This is a genomic window from Reinekea marinisedimentorum (genome assembly GCF_004341165.1).
In the GTDB taxonomy this organism is placed as follows: domain Bacteria; phylum Pseudomonadota; class Gammaproteobacteria; order Pseudomonadales; family Natronospirillaceae; genus Reinekea; species Reinekea marinisedimentorum.
The window spans coordinates 1-22,951 of record NZ_SLZR01000021.1; the positions used below are offsets into that span (position 1 = coordinate 1).

18 protein-coding genes are annotated in these 22,951 nt (G+C 50.9%); 9 read left to right on the top strand and 9 right to left on the bottom strand.

Annotated features, from left to right (window positions below; all coding sequences use genetic code 11):
* Positions 1 to 420: IS30 family transposase (locus BCF53_RS16795; protein WP_132703499.1), on the top strand; the 420-nt coding region annotated here is incomplete at its 5' end.
* Positions 421 to 692: 272 nt separating this feature from the next.
* Here the strand turns inward: BCF53_RS16795 and BCF53_RS16800 are convergent.
* Positions 693 to 1,148, bottom strand: coding sequence for a hypothetical protein (locus BCF53_RS16800; protein WP_132703501.1), 456 nt, complete (start codon positions 1,146 to 1,148; stop codon positions 693 to 695).
* A 122-nt stretch (positions 1,149 to 1,270) separates the two neighbouring features.
* Here BCF53_RS16800 and BCF53_RS16805 point away from each other — a divergent pair, with 122 nt between their 5' ends.
* On the top strand, positions 1,271 to 1,648 hold the full coding sequence (locus BCF53_RS16805; RefSeq protein WP_424511410.1) for a co-chaperone GroES: 378 nt from the start codon (positions 1,271 to 1,273) through the stop codon (positions 1,646 to 1,648).
* Positions 1,645 to 3,276 carry a chaperonin GroEL gene (groL, locus tag BCF53_RS16810; RefSeq protein WP_132703503.1) on the top strand — a complete coding sequence of 544 codons (1,632 nt, stop codon included), beginning with the start codon at positions 1,645 to 1,647 and terminating at the stop codon, positions 3,274 to 3,276. Before BCF53_RS16805 ends, groL begins: the two co-directional genes overlap by 4 nt.
* A 231-nt stretch (positions 3,277 to 3,507) precedes the next feature.
* On the opposite strand, the gene BCF53_RS16820 is transcribed toward groL, so the two are convergent.
* The 3 genes from BCF53_RS16820 to BCF53_RS16830 all read right to left on the bottom strand — a co-directional run bounded on the left by BCF53_RS16820 (position 3,508) and on the right by BCF53_RS16830 (position 7,554).
* A complete protein-coding gene (locus BCF53_RS16820; protein WP_165901964.1) occupies positions 3,508 to 4,401 on the bottom strand; it encodes a siderophore ABC transporter substrate-binding protein in 894 nt (297 codons plus the stop codon).
* A gap of 31 nt (positions 4,402 to 4,432) precedes the next feature.
* Positions 4,433 to 6,712 carry a penicillin acylase family protein gene (locus BCF53_RS16825; RefSeq protein ID WP_207902765.1) on the bottom strand — a complete coding sequence of 760 codons (2,280 nt, stop codon included), beginning with the start codon at positions 6,710 to 6,712 and terminating at the stop codon, positions 4,433 to 4,435.
* Positions 6,713 to 6,864: 152 nt separating this feature from the next.
* Positions 6,865 to 7,554: a hypothetical protein gene (locus tag BCF53_RS16830; protein ID WP_132703507.1), complete on the bottom strand. Its 690-nt coding sequence runs from the start codon at positions 7,552 to 7,554 to the stop codon at positions 6,865 to 6,867.
* A gap of 282 nt (positions 7,555 to 7,836) precedes the next feature.
* Here BCF53_RS16830 and BCF53_RS16835 point away from each other — a divergent pair, with 282 nt between their 5' ends.
* Complete coding sequence (locus BCF53_RS16835; protein ID WP_132703509.1) at positions 7,837 to 8,400, top strand: LON peptidase substrate-binding domain-containing protein; 564 nt, start codon at positions 7,837 to 7,839, stop codon at positions 8,398 to 8,400.
* Positions 8,401 to 8,415: 15 nt separating this feature from the next.
* Here BCF53_RS16835 and metE read toward each other — a convergent pair whose 3' ends face one another.
* Positions 8,416 to 10,689 (bottom strand): 5-methyltetrahydropteroyltriglutamate--homocysteine S-methyltransferase, encoded by a 2,274-nt coding sequence (metE, locus tag BCF53_RS16840; RefSeq protein ID WP_132703511.1) that lies wholly within the window; start codon positions 10,687 to 10,689, stop codon positions 8,416 to 8,418.
* A 118-nt stretch (positions 10,690 to 10,807) separates the two neighbouring features.
* On the opposite strand from metE, the gene BCF53_RS16845 reads away from it, so the two are divergent.
* Positions 10,808 to 11,695, top strand: coding sequence for a LysR family transcriptional regulator (locus tag BCF53_RS16845; RefSeq protein ID WP_132703513.1), 888 nt, complete (start codon positions 10,808 to 10,810; stop codon positions 11,693 to 11,695).
* Between the two features lie 226 nt (positions 11,696 to 11,921).
* Positions 11,922 to 14,789 carry a DUF5060 domain-containing protein gene (locus tag BCF53_RS16850; RefSeq protein ID WP_132703515.1) on the top strand — a complete coding sequence of 956 codons (2,868 nt, stop codon included), beginning with the start codon at positions 11,922 to 11,924 and terminating at the stop codon, positions 14,787 to 14,789.
* A 1-nt stretch (position 14,790) separates the two neighbouring features.
* Here the strand turns inward: BCF53_RS16850 and BCF53_RS16855 are convergent, their stop codons facing one another.
* The gene (locus tag BCF53_RS16855) at positions 14,791 to 15,810 is read right to left on the bottom strand and encodes a sugar kinase (RefSeq protein ID WP_132703517.1); all 1,020 of its coding nucleotides are present in this window, start codon (positions 15,808 to 15,810) and stop codon (positions 14,791 to 14,793) included.
* Positions 15,811 to 16,000: 190 nt separating this feature from the next.
* Between BCF53_RS16855 and BCF53_RS16860 the strand changes: the two genes are divergently transcribed.
* Both BCF53_RS16860 and BCF53_RS16865 read left to right on the top strand, forming a co-directional pair.
* On the top strand, positions 16,001 to 16,528 hold the full coding sequence (locus BCF53_RS16860; protein ID WP_132703519.1) for a pyrimidine dimer DNA glycosylase/endonuclease V: 528 nt from the start codon (positions 16,001 to 16,003) through the stop codon (positions 16,526 to 16,528).
* Positions 16,529 to 16,741: 213 nt separating this feature from the next.
* Positions 16,742 to 17,929 (top strand): amino acid aminotransferase, encoded by a 1,188-nt coding sequence (locus BCF53_RS16865; RefSeq protein WP_132703521.1) that lies wholly within the window; start codon positions 16,742 to 16,744, stop codon positions 17,927 to 17,929.
* Between the two features lie 62 nt (positions 17,930 to 17,991).
* Here the strand turns inward: BCF53_RS16865 and BCF53_RS16870 are convergent, their stop codons facing one another.
* The 3 genes from BCF53_RS16870 to BCF53_RS16880 all read right to left on the bottom strand — a co-directional run bounded on the left by BCF53_RS16870 (position 17,992) and on the right by BCF53_RS16880 (position 20,002).
* A complete protein-coding gene (locus tag BCF53_RS16870) occupies positions 17,992 to 18,399 on the bottom strand; it encodes a GFA family protein (protein ID WP_132703523.1) in 408 nt (135 codons plus the stop codon).
* A gap of 2 nt (positions 18,400 to 18,401) precedes the next feature.
* A complete protein-coding gene (locus BCF53_RS16875; RefSeq protein WP_132703525.1) occupies positions 18,402 to 18,992 on the bottom strand; it encodes a shikimate kinase in 591 nt (196 codons plus the stop codon).
* Positions 18,993 to 19,177: 185 nt separating this feature from the next.
* Complete coding sequence (locus BCF53_RS16880; protein WP_132703527.1) at positions 19,178 to 20,002, bottom strand: hypothetical protein; 825 nt, start codon at positions 20,000 to 20,002, stop codon at positions 19,178 to 19,180.
* 738 nt (positions 20,003 to 20,740) lie between these two features.
* Here BCF53_RS16880 and BCF53_RS16885 point away from each other — a divergent pair.
* Positions 20,741 to 22,573, top strand: a complete 1,833-nt coding sequence (locus BCF53_RS16885) for a glycoside hydrolase family 5 protein (protein WP_207902766.1) — start codon at positions 20,741 to 20,743, stop codon at positions 22,571 to 22,573.
* Positions 22,574 to 22,951: the final 378 nt, after the last annotated feature.

Below are 22,951 nucleotides of genomic sequence, written 5' to 3' on the forward strand. Positions count from 1 at the left end.
CACGGCCGTGGCAGCAACCACTGTATTGTTACGCTACTGGAGCGTAAAACCGGACTGGTCATGATAGGAAAGCTAGCTGACAAATCAACGAGATCGCTTAACAAAAAAGTTATCCGGTTAATTGCCAGAGACCCACTTAACTTTAAGACGATAACCGCGGACAACGGTACAGAATTCCATCAATACAAAATGATCGAAGCCCGATGCCAAACCAAGTTCTATTTTGCCACCCCCTATCACTCATGGGAAAGAGGTAGTAACGAAAATGTGAATGGGCTGATCCGTCAATACCTTCCGAAAACCCAGAGCATGGAAAGCCTAACTCAACAACAATGCGACGTAATAGCAAATAAATTAAATAGCCGCCCCAGGAAACGATACGACTATAAAACACCGGAGGAAATGTACTATGGAAAATAACTATCGGTGTCGCACTTCAAACTTGATACTAAGAGGCTCAAGGGCAATCGGAAAAAATGTGACGGCTTATTTTTCACAGATTCGATCAACGAAGGGCGGTAACAAATTGCTACCAACCGCAATTCAGCTGAACGCCACGGCTGCTCTGAGATACAGCGTTATTCAACGTGGTATGGTGAAATTTTTGGGCTACTGGGCGAAGCAAACAGTTACCTAACTTTACGCACGGCCCACTATGCACCTGTGCCTCAGCGGCAGCGTAAGGCTGCCGCTTAGCGGTTGAGGGTTTTTCCCAGGCAGGTTGCCACTGGCTCATTCTTTTCTGCAAGCTCCGCAAAGGGGCTGTCGTTTGTTGTTTCCAGTAACGCCAGATAACTGAAGGCGCTTTCGCTCATGGCAATAAAGTAAGACCGGTTTAACCCCCGTCGTTGCCAAACGGTTGGGAAGAACGCAGCCAGAAACAGGGCGGTATCGCCCAGGGTCTGTATTAAACCATTACGTTCTCTTTTGCTACTGGCAGACAGTGCATCGCGGTATAAAAAGGCCAGCGTTGGCAGGCTTTTGCCATCACCTTCCTGCATAAAAATCTGGTCGCTGTGGGCATAGCGTACCGCCAGGTTGACTACATAGTGCTGGCTTTTTTCGTCCAGTTTAAGTTCGATTTTTCGGCATTCGGCACGAAAATTTTGGTAGAAAAACTCAGTCATCGTCTGATCAGAAATATGCATATTGTTCACACGACAGATATCTCTTGGCTCAACAAAGAAATTACATTTTGATAATTTTTTAGCACTTGAAATTAAAAATAACAATCCCTATTTTTTTGCCCGAAGCAGGATTGGTATGAACGATGACTGTTTATAACACCTTCTTCAATAATTTTTATTCAGTTATTCATTATTGGAGAAAGCAAATGGCTTTAAAACCACTACATGATCGATTGGTTGTTCGGCAGGTCGAAGCTGAAAACACAACCGCTGGCGGTATTGTTATTCCGGATAAAGCAACTGAAAAACCGAACCAGGGCGAGGTAATCGCAGTGGGTTCCGGTCAGGTACTGAAAGACGGATCAACACGGGTTTTGGATGTCAAAGTAGGTGACCTTGTACTGTACAGTTCTTACGCAGGTAACAAAATCAAACATGCGGGAGAAGAGCTTCTTATCCTGAAAGAAAGTGATGTACTGGCAATTGTTGAAAAAGAAACCGCGAAGGAGAAAGCAGCATGAGCGCTAAAGAATTAATGTTTGCCGATGACGCCCGTCAGAAGATTTTATCTGGCGTCAATATTTTAGCCGATGCCGTAAAAGCTACCTTAGGCCCTAAAGGCCGCAATGTTATTCTGGACAAAAGCTTTGGCGCACCGCGTGTCACCAAAGACGGCGTATCTGTCGCCAAAGAAATTGAGCTGAGCGATAAGTTCCAGAACATGGGCGCGCAAATGGTGAAGGAGGTGTCTTCAAAAACGGCTGATGTCGCCGGTGATGGTACCACCACGGCCACCGTTTTGGCGCAGGCGCTGATGCGTGAAGGTCACAAAGCCATTGCTGCCGGTATGAACCCGATGGATCTGAAACGCGGTATCGATACCGTTGTCAAAGCGGCGGTGGAAGAGCTGCACGCCATCTCCAAGCCTTGTAACGATTCCAAATCTATCGGTCAGGTGGCGACGGTTTCTGCCAACTGGAATACCGACATTGGCGATATTCTTGCCGAAGCGATGGAAAAGGTCGGCCGCGACGGTGTGGTGACTGTTGAAGAAGGTAAATCACTGCAAAACGAACTGGATGTGGTGGAAGGTATGCAGTTTGACCGCGGTTACCTGTCACCGTACTTCATCAACAATCAGGAAAAGATGCAGGTGGAACTCGATAACCCGAGCATCCTGCTGGTGGATAAAAAAATCAACAACGTGCGCGAGTTGATCAGCATTCTTGAAGCCACCGCGAAAGACGGCAAGCCTTTGCTGCTGGTTGCCGAAGATGTGGAAGGCGAAGCGCTGTCGACGCTGGTGGTGAACCAGTTGCGCGGCATTATCAAGGTGGCGGCGGTGAAAGCGCCGGGCTTTGGTGATCGCCGTAAAGCCATGCTGGAAGATATTGCCATTCTGACCGGTGCGACGGTCATTAACGAAGAAGTCGGCCTGTCATTGGAAACCACCGAGCTTAGCCATTTGGGTTCCGCTAAGCGTGTGGTTATCGGGAAAGACTTCACCACCATTGTCGATGGCAGCGGCGAGAAAGCCGCTATTGAAAAACGCGTGGCGCAAATCCGTGCGGAAATTGACAAGAGCACTTCCGATTACGATAAAGAAAAGCTGCAGGAGCGCGTTGCCAAACTGGCCGGCGGTGTTGCTGTCATTAAAGTAGGCGCGGCCACCGAGGTGGAAATGAAAGAGCGCAAAGACCTGGTGGATGATGCCTTCCACGCGACCCGCGCGGCGGTTGAAGAGGGGATCGTCCCCGGTGGTGGCGTAGCGCTGGTACGCATTGCCGACAAGGTGAAAAACATGGATCTGCAATACGCTAATGAAGACCAGAAAGTGGGTGCCCGTATTGCGCTGAAGGCGATGGAAGAGCCGTTCCGTCAGATTGTGGCCAATGCCGGTGTGGAAGCCAGCGTGGTGCTCGAGCAGGTGCGAAAAGAAAGCACCGAAACCTACGGCTACAACGCGCAAACCGATGTCTATGGCGATATGTTGGAGATGGGCATTATCGACCCCGCCAAGGTGACCCGCTCAGCGCTGCAGAATGCCGGTTCCATTGCCGGGCTGTTGCTGACCACCGAAGTCATGGTGACCGACGCACCAAAGGAAGCTTCTAAGGCGCCTGCGATGCCGGATGCCGGTATGTACTAAGCCGCTCAGTACGAATGGAAATACCAAAGAGGAAGCGGATGCTTCCTCTTTGGTTGTGGATAACCCCGCCGCCGAAAAGGTATCACTTAAATGGACCGCTGCAAGTATCGTCCTGATACGCTCGACGAAAACATCCATGTTTTCGACGTCCATTTAAGTGATACCTTTTCACCGCCTCGAAGGCAGCGGTAGTTTTGTCATCAGTCTGAGAGGAAGCCGATTCCTCTTTTTTTATGGGTTTAATTCTGAATTCAGATAAGCATCCAGTATTTGGCTAATCGAGATATCCACCGCCGTCAAACCATAGCCAACGTTCCAGGCGTAAGGGTCCAGATAAACCATCTGATTTTTCTGAGCGGCCGGGGTTTGTGCGATCACCGCATTTTGCATCAGCGTCCGGGCCGCTGCTGCCTGCCCCAGGCCGGCATCCCGGTCGAGAATAAACAGCCAGTCCGGATGCACGGAAAGTATCCATTCAAATGAAACCAGCTGGCCATGATCGCTGCTTTCCGTGTTGTCTATCGCTGAAGGAATGGCTAAATCCTGATACACCCAACCCAGTCGGGAGGCCGTGTTAAACGCGTAAACCTTACCGCCTCGCACAACCAGCACTAACGCCTTGCCTCGCTCAGGGGCGATGCTTTTTACCCGGCTGACTTTCTGCTGAATGGCGGTGAGTTTGTTTATGGCCTCCGCCTCCTTATTGACTAAACGCGCAAGTGCCAGCGTCTGTTCGTGAAATTGCTGAAAGAAGCCACCGCCCCAAACCGAGGAGTCAAACACCTCGGTAATACCCGACAACTGTTTTTTAAACTTTGCCGAGCGCGGACCAATAACAATTAAATCCGGGTTGAGCGCGGCGATGGCTTCGACATCCGGTTCAAAAAAAGTCCCGATGTTTTGGTAGCTATCGTTTTGGTATTTTTGTAAATAGTCGAGTGCATATTGCTGCACCAGCCCCTGTACCGGCACACCGAGGGTATCGAGCGTATCCAGTGCGGCCAGGCTCAGGGTCGCGATCGTCTGTGGCTGCTGAACCGGCGCAGCTGCTAGCTCTGCAGCCTGCACGTTGTGGCGGGTCATCAGCAAAAGAATAAGGACGCAATGTGTTAAAAATTTATGCATGGTCAGGCTCGCTGTTTTTTCTTTTTTGCCATTACTGCGGCAGGTAGTGAAGGGTAAGGCTGTGGCTGATACGTGCCTGTGCCAGCTGATCGGGGTGGAACGGCACCGGACTGAGTTTTTTATTGGAAAACTGCCACACCGCTTTATGTTTGTTGCGCCTGTTGGCGTTCTCACTCTGGCCATGGCTGAGCAATGCAGCAACCTGCAGTCTGTCGTTCTGCCACTCGCTCAGCTGCACATAAGCGCTGCCGAACAGGATATGGGTAAAGCCATTAGAGGTGAGCTCTGCCGGCATTTCACTGTTGAGAATTCCTTCCTGGTAGTTGCCTCCGTGCAGTGGCACCCAGGCATCACCGGCCTGTTGTTTCAGTACCTTGCCCCATGCAATATCCGGCTCAATCGCCAGTTGCTGCAGCTGGGTACATGCGTCTTCCAGTGCTGAAAAAATGGTGGCTTCAGTGGCCTCATTTAATGTCAGTGAGGTGCCGAGTGCCGGGTCGCCATTCACCGGCACCTGCAACAGTTTGGCTTCAATTACCCGGTTCCAGAATTGATTAAACAGCAGGGCGCCTTTGCTTTCTGAATTGTTTTTCCGGTCCCAGCGCTGCAAAGCGGCCAGCGCCTGCTGCACGGTTTGCGAACGGTCTTCTCTGGGTAATGTCAGCAGTTCATCGAGAAAGGTTTCTGCCGCATAGTTGCGGTTATCAAAAAGTAGGGTCAGTGCCTGTTGGCTGTTGATTTTGCCGGTGCGCTGCAGCTCACCGATGCGCTTGTGAGACATCACCAGCCGTGGGTCGTAGCGTAAGCCGGCCGCGATATGCTTCCCCGCACTGTGCTCCGCTTTGTGCTGGCCGAACACGGCGGCGTAGTCGCGCTGCTCAATGCCCCATTCGGTAAATTTGTAGCTGTTATTGGTGTTGTGAATAATGCCGCGCGAAATGACGTTCGGGTAAAAATCGCTGTCGGCTTTCAGCGGTACGCCCTTGCTATCGCGAAAGCGGCTTTCATTTTTGCTGCCATCGAGCACGTTAAACGCAACAGCGTCGCCATTTATGCGGCAGCGCGCCAGCTGTTCATCACTGGCAGCCAGTACGTTACCGGCAACGCAATAGGCCACTTCGCCATAGCGGTCGGCGGCCAGCAGCTGGCAGAGAATGCCGCGATGGTTTTCAATCGCGTTAACAAAGCTCTGGCTCGAGGTGGATTTCGCGACGGCAAGAAACTGATCAATGCCTTTGGCATTTTGTTCACCGGCATTGGTGATGGCGTACCAGCCCTGTGGTTTGTTGGGGCGTTCCGGCAGGTGGTAAAGCGGGCCTAATTCAGAAAAGGCAAAGGTGAAGCATTGTGTTTCCAGATCGCCGGCTTCGGTGAGCACCTCAATGTGGATGTTTTTAAACTGTAGCGGTTTTGTTTGGCCACCCAGTTGGTAGCTGGGCTGTGCTGAATTGGGTTCCACCTGCATGCGCTGCATAACAAAGGCCGTTACCGTGACGGCATCCAGAATGGTCCAGGACACATCGGCGTTGTAACCGGTCATCGGCAGCGGGAAGCCCAAAAAGGAGCTGCCGGCCACATCGAGCTCACCGGGAATAGTCAGGTGATACTGATGCATGTAAATGCGCTGCTGATGCGGCGTTCTTTTCCAGGCTGAGTGCGGGTTGGCCAGCAGGATGGCGCTCTGGTTCTCGGTTACATCACCACCAAACGCCCAGCCGTTGCTGCCAAAACCGCCTTCAATGCCCACCGGTTGGCTGTGTGGCGATGGCGCAGTGGCGGTGGCCCGCTGGTGCTGCCAGTAGTCTGAGGTGGCGACCAGATGCGGGCCGATCTCGATCAGCTCTTTCATGATGCCGAAGCGCATGGTTGCGCGGACCACATCGTCGGTATGAAACCTCACCAGCGGCTCTTCGCTGAAGAGCTGTGATTTATCATATTCGCTGAGCTGGCTGGCGTACTCATTCAGGCCGTCCACATAGCCTTGCAGGTAGTCTCTGGCATCGTTACTCAGTTGCAGCCATGCCTGGTTGACCCAGTGCTGAGGCAGCCTCAGCCGGTACATTAAATCGGAATTCAGGTTGGTGGTAGTCAGAAACCCAATGGTCGAGCTGCGTTCTGCGCCAAAGTATTTGCTGCGTTCACCACGCAGTGCAATGGCCTGGGCAGAGAGCTCGGCCAGCCGGTCGTGCGCATGAGCATAGCCGTAGCCATAACCCAAAGCCCGATAGCTGCTGGCCTGAATATGAGGGATTTCGTGTTCTGTCCAGTGAATGGTGACATCTAAGGGGCTGGCATGCAGTGGTTGTTTCAAGCTCAGGGGGCTCCGCGGTCGCTGGCGTATTCGCGCAATAGGCGGAGTATTCTAAGAGTTGATGCTCTTTATGCAAATGATAATTATTATTGTTTGTGTGATGGCTGTGCCCAGCTGTGCAGCTTACGGCCTGGTGTTTGCCGCATAAGGGGTTACTCCAGCGGCTGAATGCTGCGGCAGAACAGCCGGTAATCCTCGCCGTAGGCATCGATGCAATACTGCAGTAACAGGCCTTCCTGCTTCATTTGGTTAAGCGCGCTTTCCATCTTCGGTGCGTACTCAAAGTGCCGGGTGTGAATGTAGGGGTAGAGCAGGGTGACATCCATTAACCCGGCGGCGGTCAGTACATCTTTGTACTCTTCGCCATCCAGGGCGGGTTCAACAGCGATGTTGCCGTGCACAAAAACATCGGTTCGGTTGTACTTCAGTTTAAGCAGGCCTTCGCGCAGGTCGGTGGAGTTTGTCAGGTTCTCCGGGGCAACCCATTGCTTCAAATTGAGGTCTGAAATAACGATGCCTCGCACATAGTCGATGCGCAGGTTCAGGCTTTCAAAACTCGACCAGCCATTGGGCAGAAACAGGTTGTCTTCCACTCTGGCATAAGCAACGGTGTTCAGTTTTATAACCGGCACGTTAATGCGCAGCTGGTCTTTAAAAAGCTTCTGATAGTCATAAATACGGGTGAACTGGCCGTCTATATCGCCAGCTTGCGCGGCCACGTTGGCGCGTTGCCCGGGGAAGTACACAACCTCCAACGGTACACCTATACGCCGGAACAGTTCGGCATAAACCCGTTTCAGCCAGTCTGAAGTTGGCGAGTTTGGGTCCTGGCTGGAATGCATTATAAACACCGGCCGGGCCTCATCTTCATTTGCCTGAACAGGGCTTAGAGCGATTGCACTCAGCAGCATCAGCACAAAACAGACTGGTTTTTTTACGCTGTTCGTCATCATGAATATGGATTATCACTACCCTATGGTCATTCATAGAGTAGATGGCTGTGGCTAATTTCGCGAACCGGGCGGCATGACATTTAAGTTGCACTATTATGAGGTGATAAACAGCGATCGCTCATCTGAAAACGGGCTTGGTGCGTATAAGTTCAAAACAGTCGAGGATGTAAAATGCAATTAGGTGTCTTCCCGTTACCGGTATTTCTGTTGCCGGGCGGCGTTACTAAACTGAGAATTTTTGAACCGCGTTACCTGCGCCTGGTGAAGGAGGCGGCCGGCGATACCGGCTTTGCACTCACGCTGTATCAACCTCAGCTGCCGTTTCAAACGTACCCGATTGGTGCCTGGGTAAAGTTTTCAGATTTCACACAGCTGGATGATGGGCTGCTGGGCGTGACGGTTGTGGCTCAGCAACTGGTCAGCCTTTCTAAACTGAATATGGAAGAGGATGAGCTGCGCATTGCGCAGGCCAGGCCAATCAGCCACTGGCCAGAGCTGGCGGTGCAGCCCGAGCATGCCGAGCGCACAGCCCATGTGTTGCGTGATGTATTCGCCGAATATGGCGAGCTTGCCGAGTTGTACCCGCAGCCGCGCTTTGGTGATGCGGCCTGGGTTTGCGGCCGCCTGCTGGAGCTGCTGCCTATACCGCTGCAGGAAAAGGTGAAGTTCTATCAGCCTGAAAGCTTTCCGGCGGCATGGCAGCTTTTGCAGAGTGTGATTACCGATGACCAGTAACCTGCAGCGCCGGCTCTACAGCGCCGCGCGTAACTCTTTCGCGGCATCCACCATGTTCTTCAGTGCCGGCAATACTTCCTGCCACTGGCGGGTTTTTAAGCCGCAATCCGGGTTGACCCACAGCCGCTCTGCTGGAATGCGCGCCTTGGCCTGATTCATCAGCTGCGCCATTTGCTCAACCGTAGGAATGTTCGGTGAGTGAATATCGTAAACGCCCGGTCCAATCTGGTTGGGGTATTCAAACTCATCAAACACATCGAGCAGTTCCATATCGGAGCGCGAGGTTTCAATGGTGATCACGTCGGCATCCATCTGCGCGATGGCTTCAATAATGTCGTTGAACTCGGAGTAGCACATGTGGGTGTGAATCTGAGTTTTATCATCAACGCCATTCGCGCTCAGGCGGAAGGCATCCACGGCCCAGTTCAGATAGTGCTGCCACTGTGATTTCCGTAATGGCAAGCCTTCGCGCAGGGCGGCTTCGTCTATCTGAATAATCTTAATACCGGCCTTTTCCAGATCTTGCACTTCATCGCGAATGGCCAGCGCCAGCTGCCGGCAGGTTTGGCTTCGGGGTTGATCATCGCGCACGAACGACCAGTTCAGAATCGTCACCGGGCCGGTGAGCATGCCCTTCATCGGTTTGTTGGTTAGCGATTGCGCATAGCGCGCCCAGTCGACAGTGATTGGCTTTGGCCGGCGAACATCGCCAAACAGGATGGGCGGCTTCACGCAGCGTGAACCATAACTCTGCACCCAACCGAAGCGGCTGAATACAAAGCCTTCCAGTTGCTCACCGAAGTACTCCACCATGTCGTTGCGCTCGGCCTCGCCGTGTACCAGAACGTCCAGGCCCAGTTCTTCCTGCTCTTTCACCGCGCGCCAGATTTCTGCCTGCATACGGGCTTCATATTCTTCGGCTGAAAGTTGCTGCTGGTTAAAGGCGCGCCGCGCCGCGCGGATTTCTGGTGTCTGCGGGAACGAGCCAATGGTGGTGGTGGGGAAGCTCGGCAATTGCAGTGCGTCGGCCTGTAACTTTGCCCTCTCAGCGAAGCTGCTCTGACGCTGGCCGTCGCTTTCGCCGATGGCTGCAACGGACTGTTCAACGGCTGCGTTGTGTACCCGCGTTGAGTGGCTGCGGCTTTCAATCGCCAGGCGGTTTTCTGCCAGCTGCTCTGCAACACTGGCGCGGCCCTGATTAATGGCGCTGGCCAGGGTATTCAGCTCGGTCAGCTTCTGGCGGGCAAAGGCCAGCCAGTTTTTAACTTCAGCATCCAGCGTTGGTTCGCTTTCCAGGCACACCGGTACATGCAGCAGCGAACAGGAGGGCGCCAGCCACAGCCGCTCTTTCAGTTGCTCTGCGACAGGCTCCAGCCAATCGAGCAGGCGGTTCAAATCGGTTTTCCAGATGTTGCGGCCATCGATCACGCCCAGCGACAGCACCTTGTGAGACGGCAGCCAGTCAATCACCTTGCAGACTTCACTGTGACCGCGCACGGCATCGATGTGCAAACCGGCCACCGGCAGCTCGCAGGCCAGGCGAAGGTTTTGTTCCAGAGTGCCAAAGTAGGTGGTTAGCAACAGCTTGGGCCGTTCAGACTTCAGTGTGTGGTAGCTGCGTTCTATTGCGGAGCGCCAGGCATCGTCGAGCTCGGTCACCAGAACCGGTTCGTCTATCTGAACCCATTCGGCCCCGGCGCTGGCCAGTTCATCCAGCAGTTGGCGGTAAACCGGCAGAAGTTTATCGAGCAGGTTCAGGCGGTTGCTGCTGTCTTTGCTTTTCGCCAGCCACAGGTAGGTAACCGGGCCAATGACAACCGGCTTGGCATGTACGCCCTGCTGCTGTGCTTCCGTAAACTGGGTCAGCAGGCGCTCTGAGTTGAGCGAAAACTCCGTATCGGCACTGACTTCCGGCACAATGTAGTGGTAGTTGGTGTCGAACCATTTGGTCATTTCACCGGCGGCGACACAGTGGCAGTCCGAATCGTGCGCGGAGCGGCCGCGGGCAATGCGGAAGTATTGATCCAGTTCGCTGCCGCCGTGCTGGCCACGTTCCGGCAGGTTGCCCAGGGTGTGGCTCATATCCAGCACCTGATCGTAAAGCGAGAAATCGCCAACCGGCACCCAATCCAAAGTGGCCTGTGTCTGCCAGTTCTGTTGGCGAAGGGTCAGCGCTGTATTTTGCAGCTCGGCAGCGTCGCTTTTGCCGTGCCAGAAATCTTCCAGTGCGAACTTCAGTTCGCGTTTTCCGCCGATGCGCGGAAAGCCTAAGTTGTGTTGTGTTGCCATGTGAGCGCTCTCAGTATTCGTTGTTGGCTGTAAGACAGAACGCAGAATAGGCAATAGTAATGATGAGTAAAAATGGTTTATTCTCATCAATCTATTAATTTAATTCATGGTTTGAAACGTGATTGAACGCATCCATTTGACCATTCTGCGGGAAATAGACCGGCGCGGCTCACTCACCGCAGCGGCTGAAAGCCTGAATCTGACCCAGTCGGCGCTGAGCCATACCATTAAAAAGCTGGAAGCCTTAAAGGGCGTGAGCCTGTGGCAGAAAGACGGCCGGAAGATCCGCCTGACCGAAGCCGGCGAGTACCTGCTGAGTCAGGCCAGCCGCGTTCTGCCGCAGCTGGAGCGCATCGATGAAGTGCTGGATCAGTTCGCCAAAAGCGAGCGCGGCAGTTTGCACATCGGTATGGAGTGTCACCCTTGCTACCAGTGGCTGCTGAAGGTGGTTGAGCCTTTTCTACAGCAATATAACGGCATCGATATCGACGTTAAGCAGCGCTTTCAGTTTGGCGGCATGGCGGCGTTGTTTAATCACGATATTGATATCCTGATCACGCCGGACCCGATCCTGAAAGACGGCATTGCCTTTGAAAAGGTGTTTCCTTACGAGCAGGTTTTACTGGTCAGTAACGCGAACCCGCTGGCGCAGAAAGCCTTCGTTGAAGCGGCCGATTTATCCGACCAAATACTCTTTACTTACCCGGTAGAAATTACCCGGCTGGATGTGTTTCAGCAGTTTTTACTACCTGCGCAGTGCCGGCCGAAGAAACATAAAACCCTGGAAGATACAGAAATTATTCTGCAGATGGTCGCCAATAATCGCGGTATTGCCACACTGCCTAAGTGGCTGGCGCAGGCCCACCAGAAAACGCTGCCCATCTCAACCGTGCGCCTGGGCAAAGAAGGCATCCATAAAAACATTCATGTGGGTTATCGGGTGCCGGATAAAGACGATATATACATTCGCGATTTTATTAAGCTGGCGCTTGGTCAGGCGCTGTAGTTGCACACAAACTGCTGAAATACTGCGAATTAATCTGCAAACAAATTGCCCGGTATTTATTTGGTTGGGAAGTGAGAGCTGACACTCAGATACCGTGGTCTGTTGTTTAAATTCTGAACTGATGGTCCTAAAGTAAAAGAACAAAATAATAATTTGGACTAACTACTGACGTCCGTAGCGGATCATGCGCATTCACTGGATTGCTCAATAGTAAAAGGTATTCAACGTGTTTCTGACTAAAAAGATTTGGCTGACAATCGGGTTGGCTGCTGGCCTGTTTCTGGTGGGTTGTGATTCCAGCTCTCTGGGGAGCAGCGAATCACTCAGCGATGGCGACGTTGCCGATCAGGTGGATAACGGTACAGAAGACAGCACCGATGAAAATACTGCTGACAACGACTCCGAAGATGACAGCAGCGCCGATGGTGATGATGGCGATATCGAGGACGCCGTCGATTATCTGGAAGGCGAAGATGTAACCTACGACGAATGTAATACCACAGCGCAGTGTCAGACGCTGTGGGGCAGCACCGCTTACGATTGTGTGAACAGTCAATCTGATACCAGCTATTGCATGTGCGCAGACGGCCTTTGTTCAGATGTCTTTGCCGACGACGATGACGACAGCAGTACAGACGATGATAATGATGAGGCATCGGAAGATCCCGGCTCGGATACAGAGACTGCCGGCACTTGTACGGTCACGGGTACGCTGGAGCAATGGCACCGTGTGGAACTGTTATGCCAGGGCTTTCAGGCGAGCGAGGCGGACGATGCCACCTTTACAGACTACCGCTTCAACGTGACCTTTAGTCAAAACGACTTAACCTATGCAGTGCCGGGGCACTTTGCGGCCGACGGTGCCGCCGCCTACACCGGTGCCGCGACCGGCGATACATGGCGGGCATACTTTGCGCCACCAACGACCGGTGAATGGCAGTACAGTGTGTCGTTCCGAACCGGCAGCAGTATTGCGGTTTCTGAAGAGCCCGGTGACGGTGTCGCTGTTGACGAGTTGGATGGACTTTCTGGCATGTTCTCGGTTGCCGATGCCAGCGCTTCAGCGACCGACCTGCGTAATCACGGTTTGCTGCGCCATGTTGCCGGTGAACACTATTTGCGATTCGCGGGTGATGGCTCGATATACATCGAGGGCGGCATGGACAGTCCGGAAAATATTTTCGGATACGACGAGTTTGATAATACCTACAAATACGATAATGCCAGCAGCTGCAAAGGCATACTGCATTCATTTGCTGAGCATGAAGATGACTGGCAAGACGGTGACCCTTCCTGGGGTGATGACGAGCGCGGTAAAAGTTTAATCGGGCTGATTAATTACATTGCCGGCCATAAGGTGAATGCAATGTATGTCATGGCCAACACCGTTAATGGAGATGGCTGCGATGCACACCCCTGGACGGAATACAATGAAAACAGCGATGTGAAAACCTTCGATATCAGCAAGTTGGATCAGTGGGAAATTGCCTTCGATCACATGACTGAAAACGGCATTATGATTCACCTGGTGACCCAGGAAACGGAAAACGACCAGGATTTAAATGGCGGTGACCTTGGGCTGGAGCGCAAGCTCTATTATCGCGAATTAATATCGCGCTTTGCGCACCACCCAGCCATTCAGTGGAACCTGGGCGAAGAGAATACCAATACCACCGCGCAACGTCAGGCGTTCGCCGAGTTCTTTAAAAGTTTCGATCCATACGGCCATCAGATCACCCTGCATACATACCCGTCTCAGCAGAGTGAATATGAAGGAATGCTGGGCGATTCAAACTTTGATGGCCTGACTATTCAGTACAGCGCCATTCCAGAAACTGATGGCCTGAACAGCAGCTATGGCGAAGGTGTTTACGGTGATGTGGTTTATTGGCATGAAGCCTCCGAAGCCGCCGGACATCGCTGGATCGTTAGCTTTACGGAAGCATCGGGCAGCAATGCACCGACACCGTATGATGAAGTCAGCGATCGTCAGCGAATTTACTGGATGTGGGCCAGTGTCATGTCTGGTGGCGCCGGCTTTGAATGGTATTTAAAGAATGATGGCTCTGGCCATGCTTACGATCTGGCGGTTGAAGACCTGCGCGAATTCGACAGCTATTGGGCGCAAAGTGGCTATCTGGTGAGCTTTTTTGCAGACACCCTGCAAGGCCAATTCGGTATGGATTTACAGGATCTCAGCCGAGATAACGATGCAACCGACACCGGAACCGATTGGGTACTGTCCGATGCCGGTAACGCTTATGTTATTTATCTGCGCGAAGGTGGGGCGACAAATATCACGCTGCCGAATGACGATACTTATCAGCTTCACTGGATGAACCCGCGCACAGGCGAATACAGCCAGACCACCAGTATCAGCGGGGCCGGAAATGTCAGTCTGAGCTACCCGGCAGATTACAGTGATGAAGATTGGGTGGTGCTCGTGGTTGCTGAAAGCTTCCTTAATGCAACGGCGGATGAAGCGACTGCAACGACCTATGCAGGCGCCGATGGCCTGGTCATTATAGAAGCGGAAAACACCCTGACCGAAGACCTGGGCGAATGGTTTGAAGATACCGCTGTTTCCGGCTACACCGGAGACGGTTATCTGGAGTTTGACGGCAATTCGGCCATCAGTGGCAACCCGAACTCACCACTGGAATATACGTTCACGGTGGACCAGAGTGGGCTCTACTATCTGCATATGCGAGCATCGAAGGAAATACTGGAAATTAATGGTGAAACCCGAACCGATGTGGCGAACGATGCTTATGTTCGTCTGGAAGGCAATTTCGATGCCGGTGATAACGTCTGTGATCAGCACGGCTGCGATGCCGATTTGGATACGCTGATGACCGATACAAAAATGTACGGTGGCAGCAACCTATCATTCAGCTGGATGTACGGCAACAGACTGGATTTAGGCGGTGATACCAACAAACGGGTTGCGGTTTACCGCCTCTATGCCGGCGAGCCATACACCTTTGTACTGTCGGGTCGCTCGCGTTACTTTAAGGTGGATCGGATTATGTTTCGCCACGAAGACTTATCAGCCTCCAGTGGCGATTACATTAGCTTGGCGGAAACCAAATAGGTTATCGGTTCAGGCGCGAATTGCCTTTCGACATGGCCGAGCGGATTTCGGCCTCGGTCACCAGGTTTAAATCGCCACTGATGGAAAGCTTCAGAACGCTCGCCGCAATGGCGAAGTCGATGCATTCCTGATCTGCAAAGTTATTCACAATGCCGTGGATTAACCCGGCACCAAAGGCATCGCCCGCCGCTACACCTTCCATCACATTGATGTTGTGGATCGGCGTTTCAAAGAACTGATCATCCTTATACAGAATGGCCATCCAGTCGCTCTGCTCCACCGAGTGGATGTTACGCAATACGCTGGCCACGGTTTTGCAGTTCGGGTATTGCTTGGTAATTTCCTTCATGCCCAGGCGGAAATCTTCAATCTGGTCGATGCCGTGCGCCAGGTTGCCATCGAACGCCTTAATGCCGAGCATGGCTTCAAAGTCTTCATCGTTGGCGATGCATACATCGACAAACGGCATGATGTCTTTCATGGCCTGCTGAGCCTGTTCCGGCGACCACATTTTGCCGCGGTAGTTGAGATCGCAGATAACGGTGATCTGGTTCTCTTTGCAGTAGCTCAGTGCCGCGCTCAGCGCCTTGGCCAGCTCGTCAGAAACCGCCGGTGTTACGCCAGAAAAGTAAAAGATGCCGACGTCTTTCATCAGCTCCGGCCAGTTGAATTCTTCGCTTTTCGCGGTCGCTACCGAACTGCCGGCACGGTCGTAAACCACGCCGGTACCGCGTGCGCCGTTACCCTTTTCAAATACATACATACCCAGACGCGGGCCGCCACGCAGAATACGGCGGGTATCCACACCGTATTTACGCAGTGTTGCCAGGGCGGCATCGCCCAGCGCGTTTTCAGGTAATTTGGTCAGGTAAGCGGCATCGTTATTGAGCAGCGCCAGCGAAACTGCTGTGTTTGCCTCGGCACCGCCGTAACCGGCTTCAAAGGTATCGGTTTGAATAACACGCTGAAAGCCAGCCGGTTTTAAACGCAGCATCATTTCGCCAAACGTTAATGTTTTCATGGGTTCTCCTTTTGCGAACAATGATTGAATGAAACACTCAGAAAGAGTGGCGAGTACAAGCGGTCGGTGCGATGGTTCTTCGTTATCTGATGCAGCCTGTTCCGGCTGCTTTTAAGAGGTGGAAAATGTAGCAGATTTGCCGGTTCATTAGGGCGGGTATTCACAATCTTTAATCAGGTGGTGAATCCAGATGGCCACGATGAGCGTACAAGGGATTGTTGAGGCTGAAAACGAACCTGAAATGAATATCTTTGTGCTCGATACCGATATAGAAACCTGCGCCCGCTACCATTGCGATCAACACGCCATAAAAATGATTCTCGAGAGCGTGCAGCTGCTTTGCACAGCACTGAACAAAAAGGGCTTTGAAACGCCCTATAAGTCGACGCATGTGAAGCACCCCTGTGTTTTGTGGGTGGAGGAGTCGTACGATAACTTTCTGTGGCTGCAGGAGCTGACGCTGGCACTGAACCGTGAATACCGTTATCGCTTCGAAAAGCCGCAGGATCATAAGTCGATTTCCGTGCTGCCGAAGATTGAAGCCTTCACCTTTGAAAGCAAAGGGCTTACCCCTTTCCCACAGGCAATGCCCGATGAATACAAGGTGCCGGGCGATGCCGTTGCCGCCTACCGCAACTTCTACAACGGCGATAAGCTGCGCTTCGCTAAATGGACCAAGCGGTCAGTGCCTGGCTGGGTGAAGGTGCCGGTGGTGTAGCCGCGAAGGGCGCCGTTTGCCAGTGTCGTCAGGCACAATTCCGGCCGTTTACTGCAAAGGCTGATTTCTGTCACAGCAGCGCCCGCCAAGGGTATTCATGCCTTGAAAATCGGGTATTATTAGCAGGTTTGTCGCTCGTACCCGCTGGTTCAAATAAGCCGGGCCTGGGGTGCTAAAATAACTTGCTCTGTTACTCAAAAGGTTAATCACGCCATGTTTTCACATCTACAGCCTCGCCCTGCAGACCCGATTCTGGGGCTTTCCGTTAAGTTCGCCGCCGACACTAACCCGAACAAGATTGACTTAGGTGCCGGTATCTACAAAGACGCAGCCGGTAATACCCCGGTTCTGGCCTGCGTTAAAGCCGCTGAACAATTCCGTGTAGATAATGAAAACACCAAGGCTTATATCAACTCAATGGGTTCAGCCCTGTTTAACGAAAAGTTCACCGAACTGATGCTGGGTGAGCACCGTGTGATTGCTGAAAAACGTATTCGCACGCTGTCTACTCCGGGCGGTACCGGCGCACTGCGTATTGCCGGTGAATTCATCAACAGCTGCAAGCCGGGCGCCACCATTTGGGTGAGCAACCCAACCTGGGCGAACCACCAGGGCGTATTCACGGCCGCTGGCTTAACGGTGAAAACCTACCCGTACTACGATTACGAAAACAACTGCCTGGATTTCAACGGCATGCTGGAAGCGCTGAAAGATGTGCCGGCCGAAGATGCCGTGCTGATTCACGCCTGCTGCCACAACCCTAGCGGTATGGATTTAAACAACGAGCAATGGCAACAGGTAGCCGAGCTGGTGAAAGAAGTGGGCTTCACGCCGGTGGTTGATATGGCCTATCAGGGCTTTGGTGATGGCCTGGAAGCCGATGCCTACGGCCTGCGTTTAATGGCAGATATCGTCGACCGCATGGTTATCTGTGGTTCCTGCTCGAAAAACTTCGGCCTGTACCGCGAGCGCATCGGTGCTTGTTCAGTCATCAGTGCCTCTGCTGCAGAAAGCGATACCGTGGGGACTATTCTGCCGGCGATTGTGCGCGTGAATTATTCCATGCCGCCAGCGCACGGTGCTGCGATTGTAGAAACCATTCTGAACTCGGCTGAACTGACACAGCAATGGTATGGCGAACTGGCCGAAATGCGCGACCGCATCAACGGCATGCGTCAGTTGCTGGTCGATAAACTGATTGAAAATGGCGTACAGCAAGACTTCAGCTTCATTACCCGCCAAAAGGGCATGTTCTCATTCCTGGGTATCAGCAAAGAGCAGGTGCAGCGCATTCAGGATGAATCGAGCATCTACATTGTTGGTTCCAGCCGAATTTCGATTGCCGGTATTTCACCGAGCAATGTCGATTACCTGGCGCAATCGATTGCGAAAGTGCTGTAAGTTTTAAGATTTTTTCTAGAAAGTAGAAGCCCGCTTTGAGTTTTCAAGCGGGCTTTTTATTGCTATTCCGGAAAACCCTCGGTCTTCTTCACATTCAAGCCTGCCTTATGCCAGCCTGTCTGCTCCGCACAAAATATTTGAGCATCGGGCATCTTAGATGGTTCTTCGTTTAATGAGCCGGCCGGTACCTTCAGGGCTTTTTTGTTTCCGCTCAAGTAGGGCAAGGCTGAACCGCACACACTGCAAAATGCTTTAGTAAAGGCGCGGGTTGGGTGTTGGTAACGGGTAATTTTATCTTCGCCCCGAATCCACTCAATGTTATCGGGCGCGGTGAATAGATTAGAAGCATGCGCTGAGCCTGTGAGTTTTCGGCATTGCTCACAATGGCAGAAAAAGAACTTGGTGAAATCGTCCTTCAGTTTAAAGGCCACGCTTGCACAGCAACAGCTGCCGGTAAGTTCTTTGGTCATGTTTAGCCTCGCACTTGGTCTGTTGGGTGATGTGTTGGGTCAACTGTATTTTGATCTGCTTTTGTTGATTGCAGCTTAAGGTACTCATCGGCCATTTTAGGGTTACTCAGGTGAACAAAATTAATATGGCTGTATTTCGGGTTCGCGCGTAACTGCTGGTATCGTTGGCGGTTGCTTTTGTGGGTTTTTATTGTCCACAGAACGATCGAGTCTTTGCTGAAAAATAATTTTTGGAATGACTCTTTGTTACCTGTACCCGGCCAGAGCTCTCGGCCACTTATTAAACGACTCAGTGCCCGTTTTACCGCCTGAAAGAGGGTTCTGCTGAAGGCGTAGTCCAGCCAGATAATGGTGTCGGCCTCGGCCCATTTGATTGGCCCGGTTCGGTTGTAATTGCCATCCAGTACCCAGCAAGGTCGAGCCAGACTTTGCTTTACAATGGCAAAGAATTCTTCATCCGCGGGCTTGCCCCAATTTGGTTGCCAATAGAGGGCATCCATTTCAATGTAGGGGTAATTCAGTTTGGCCGCTAACCTGCGGCTGAATGTCGATTTGCCGCTACCGCTGGTGCCGACTACGTTAATTTTCTTCATTACAGCCTCCTTAAATGCGATTTCACCGGCCAGTGAAGCTTACCTGGTAGACTATTGCGAAAGTGCTGTCGATTTTAAGATCGATTTATAGAAATAAGAAGCCCACGAATCGTTAAGATTAGCGGGCTATTTCTATCTTCTGCTGTTTAGCTGCAGTGAAAATTTAAACTGAAAAAACTAACCGGTTAAGAACGCGGGCGATAAGCAATTTCAATCATCGATTGGCTGTTCGCCGGTGCAAATGGCACCGTGCCGCCGGTAATCGGCTGAATATACACATGCTGCATGGTGATATATTCATTGTAGTTTTTCATCATATCGAAATCGTCCGGTGCGCCTTCAATCAGCAGGTAGTCTCCGTTATCCATTGTAAACAGCTTAAATTCCGGCAGTTCAGCCTGATAGAAGGCGAGAATTTCGTCTAATGAATCTGGCGAAGCGAAGGTGGCACCGGGCAATGCCTTTTGGCCTTCCCTGATTTCCATGCCGTCCACCAGGTGCATAATCACCTGGCTGTTGCTATAAATGGGTAAGCTAATAACGGCGAGTGTGCCTTCACTGGCTTTGGCCATCATAGCCATGGCTTGCTCCAGTTCAGCCATATCCTCTGCCTGATGTTGCATCATCTGTTCAGGCGCTATGGCTGCGTAATCGTCTTCATCGTCATCATCATTTCCAGGCTTACAGGCGTTGAGCTTTGCCTCACTTATGCCCATTCCCTGAACATTTTTGTCCATACCTTGTACAACGCAGTTTGACAGGATGTCAGGAAATTTGCCTGAATCTGCATTTTTATGCTGGCTATAACAACTGTCCATTACCTGAACAGCAATGCTTTCAAGTTTGGCAGAGCTCACGCCTAAGCACTGGGCAACAGGCTCAATCTCTTGCGCCATAGACTGCTTCATCATTGAAGACATCATGTTAAAGGTTGCCTCGTTCTGGGCTTCGCCAGCAAAACTACCTGCAGAGATTAAAAGAAGGGCGGTAACAGAGAATATAGATTTCATTTGCATTCCTTGATGTTGGGCTTCCCAGATAGCGAGGGGAGGCTTAATCTAGCTTTACCCCACGCGAAAGTAGCAACATTAACAGGGTTACAAAGTAAAGCTGTTTAGTGGTTCACACATCTGGAGATAGCCTACTCAACTAAGAGCCAACCCGCAATTGGTCCCGTTCCTCATACTCTTGAATAGCTGAGCCGAAACCCCTATGCCAGTCACGTCAGCGTCTTCGCCGATGGCTGTTAAACACCGGTTTTCATTATTTCCTGATCTATATTTCTATTTTTTTAAAGTGCTGTTCCTAAGTCGTAACGACGGTCTGAAATTTTCAGAATGACTTTTCTGGAAGCTTTTAATGTTTTTTAGGTTAAGAGTTAAATGCGCAGGTCAGTTCCGATTTATTATGGCTACTGACTCTAAAATATTCAGTGTGCTCGTTAAATATAGTGATTGAGTTAATAAATATATTTTTACTGTTAGGTGATTATCTCTCTTTAGTATCTTGTAAAAATATTTTTCAAAAAAAATAAATAACTGAATTATTTTATGAGAATTGCTGCTCAAATTAGTATTAAAAGTAGCATGGAGAGTGTGACATCTCTCGTGTTTTAAAGTAATCACACTGTCTTAGGAAATTAGAACGGCCTATGGTTCTCCGCATAATAATAAATGTTATCAATATTTATTTTTTAAAAATTATTGATACGAAACTAACTATTATTTTTTATTCTTAAGGAGAATTAGGTGAATAATTCACTATTCAATTTAACAGCAAGCTCATTACTGCTTGTGTTTTTAGCGGGTTGTTCCGTGGAGTCTGATGTAGTTGATGATATTTTATCTGATACAGAGGATACGTCTGAGCAGACGACCGATGATACAACGACCGATGATTCAACTGATGACTCTGAAGATTCAACCGATGACTCTGATGATTCAACTGATGACTCTGATGATTCAACTGACGACTCTGATGATTCAACTGATGACTCTGATGATTCAACTGACGACTCTGATGATTCAACTGACGACTCTGATGATTCAACCGATGACTCTGACGATTCAACCGATGACTCTGACGATTCAACCGACGACTCTGACGATTCAACCGATGACACGGCTTCCTCTGTCACGGGTATTTACCGTATTGACGAAAACGGCTATATCACTGAGAACGGCTCCCCCTTTGAACCTAACTGTGTAAGCTGGTTTGGTCTGGAAGGCCAGCATGAACCTAGCGATGCTGAATACAATGCCGGTGGCGCACCAATGGAGCTTTATGTAGGAAACATGTGGTGGGTCCAGGACGGCAGTGAATGGCCAGCCAACGGTACTGGTCGTACTATTGAACAGACTATCGAAGAAGCGATGGCTGAAGGTGTCAATCTGATTCGTCTGCCGATTGCACCGCAAACATTGGATGCTACCGACCCTCAAGGTGTTGGTTCTATTGGTGAGTATGCATTCAGTACTGTTTCAAGTGATTACTCATCAGACTACAGCGCTGATGAAGTTGTACTGAAAAACCACCCAGATGTAGTGCAGGAAAACTCTCGTCAGGCACTGGAAGATTTCATTACTACAGCAGATGCTTATGGCCTGAAAGTTATCATCGATATCCACTCATGCTCGAACTACATTGGCTGGCGCGCTGGTGACCTGGAAGCAACACCTCCATATGTAGATGCTGATCGTGTTGACTACGATTACACCCGTGAAGACTATGCCTGTGGTGTAGATGCTGGTGATGGTGTAACCGTACACGAGTATAACGAAGAGTTGTGGCTGGAAACATTGGCTGAAGTTGCTGGCCTGTCTGAAGAGTTAGGCGTAGACAACATCTTGGGTGTTGATATCTTCAACGAACCTTGGAACTACACTTGGTCTGAATGGAAAGATCTGGCAGAGAAAGCTTACGATACTATCAGTGCTGTAAACGACGATATGCTGATTATTGTTGAAGGTGTTGGTTCTGCACTGAAAGATGACACAGCTGTTGAACATGGTGATGAAAGCTCAGCGCCAAACTGGGGTGAAAACCTGTATGGCTTCGCAAGCGATCCATTGGATATTCCACAAGATCGTTTGATTCTGTCTCCACATACTTACGGTCCTTCTGTGTTTGTGAAAAATATATTCCTTGAACAGACTGAAGCATGTGAAGGTCTTGAAGGTGATGACGCAGGTGAAGCCGGTTGTGATATCGTGATTGATTCTGAAGCCTTGGAAGCCGCTTGGGAAGAACACTTCGGCTACCTGCGTGATGAAGGTTATGCGGTACTGGTTGGTGAATTCGGCGGAATGATTGATTGGCCAGCAGGTGCTGATGATTACTATCAAGATCTGTGGGATCACCTGAGTGACGATAATGTTGACGAGCAATGGCAGAATGCCTTGGTTGACTACATGGTTGATCAGGATATTGAAGGTTGTTACTGGTCTCTGAATCCAGAATCAGCAGATACTGGCGGTTTATATAATCATGCTTGGGAAGCTGACACCAACGAAGGTGGTTGGGGAACCTGGGAAGACTTCAACGATACTAAATTAGACATTGTGAAAAAGCTTTGGAACTAAGCTAAGAATTTAACGATAGTGTTCAATTTAAAAGGGGTATAGGTATATAAGTACTACTGCCCCGCAGTTTAACTTACAAGGCGATCCACATTAGAGATTCGCCTTTTTTGTTAGACTTCCCAATACCATTAACGGCCAATGGGTTCATTGCTCGCTTTTAGTCTCATACTTCGTTATTAGGTTGGTCTTCGGGCCCACTAGCCTGAGCATTTCAGGGGGTTGTCGGGCTAAAGCCCGACAGATGTGCTTTTGTAGGTTGGCCTTTAGGCCAACACCGGTTGCCGCTGGGTTTGTGGTTGGCATGTCGGGCTGAAGCCCGACCTACAGAAGCGATGTTTTTGTAGGTTGGCCTTTAGGCCAACACCGGTTGCCGTTGGG

Bases quoted from the DNA above. Each gene is read 5' to 3' on its own strand.
- metE (WP_132703511.1), bottom strand. From the start codon at position 10,689: ATGGCAACACAACACAACTTAGGCTTTCCGCGCATCGGCGGAAAACGC.
- BCF53_RS16865 (WP_132703521.1), top strand. From the start codon at position 16,742: ATGTTTTCACATCTACAGCCTCGCCCTGCAGACCCGATTCTGGGGCTT.
- BCF53_RS16800 (WP_132703501.1), bottom strand. From the start codon at position 1,148: ATGCATATTTCTGATCAGACGATGACTGAGTTTTTCTACCAAAATTTT.
- BCF53_RS16835 (WP_132703509.1), top strand. From the start codon at position 7,837: ATGCAATTAGGTGTCTTCCCGTTACCGGTATTTCTGTTGCCGGGCGGC.
- BCF53_RS16820 (WP_165901964.1), bottom strand. From the start codon at position 4,401: ATGCATAAATTTTTAACACATTGCGTCCTTATTCTTTTGCTGATGACC.
- BCF53_RS16880 (WP_132703527.1), bottom strand. From the start codon at position 20,002: ATGAAATCTATATTCTCTGTTACCGCCCTTCTTTTAATCTCTGCAGGT.
- BCF53_RS16830 (WP_132703507.1), bottom strand. From the start codon at position 7,554: ATGCATTCCAGCCAGGACCCAAACTCGCCAACTTCAGACTGGCTGAAA.
- BCF53_RS16860 (WP_132703519.1), top strand. From the start codon at position 16,001: ATGGCCACGATGAGCGTACAAGGGATTGTTGAGGCTGAAAACGAACCT.
- BCF53_RS16870 (WP_132703523.1), bottom strand. From the start codon at position 18,399: ATGACCAAAGAACTTACCGGCAGCTGTTGCTGTGCAAGCGTGGCCTTT.
- BCF53_RS16805 (WP_424511410.1), top strand. From the start codon at position 1,271: ATGACTGTTTATAACACCTTCTTCAATAATTTTTATTCAGTTATTCAT.
- BCF53_RS16875 (WP_132703525.1), bottom strand. From the start codon at position 18,992: ATGAAGAAAATTAACGTAGTCGGCACCAGCGGTAGCGGCAAATCGACA.
- groL (WP_132703503.1), top strand. From the start codon at position 1,645: ATGAGCGCTAAAGAATTAATGTTTGCCGATGACGCCCGTCAGAAGATT.
- BCF53_RS16855 (WP_132703517.1), bottom strand. From the start codon at position 15,810: ATGAAAACATTAACGTTTGGCGAAATGATGCTGCGTTTAAAACCGGCT.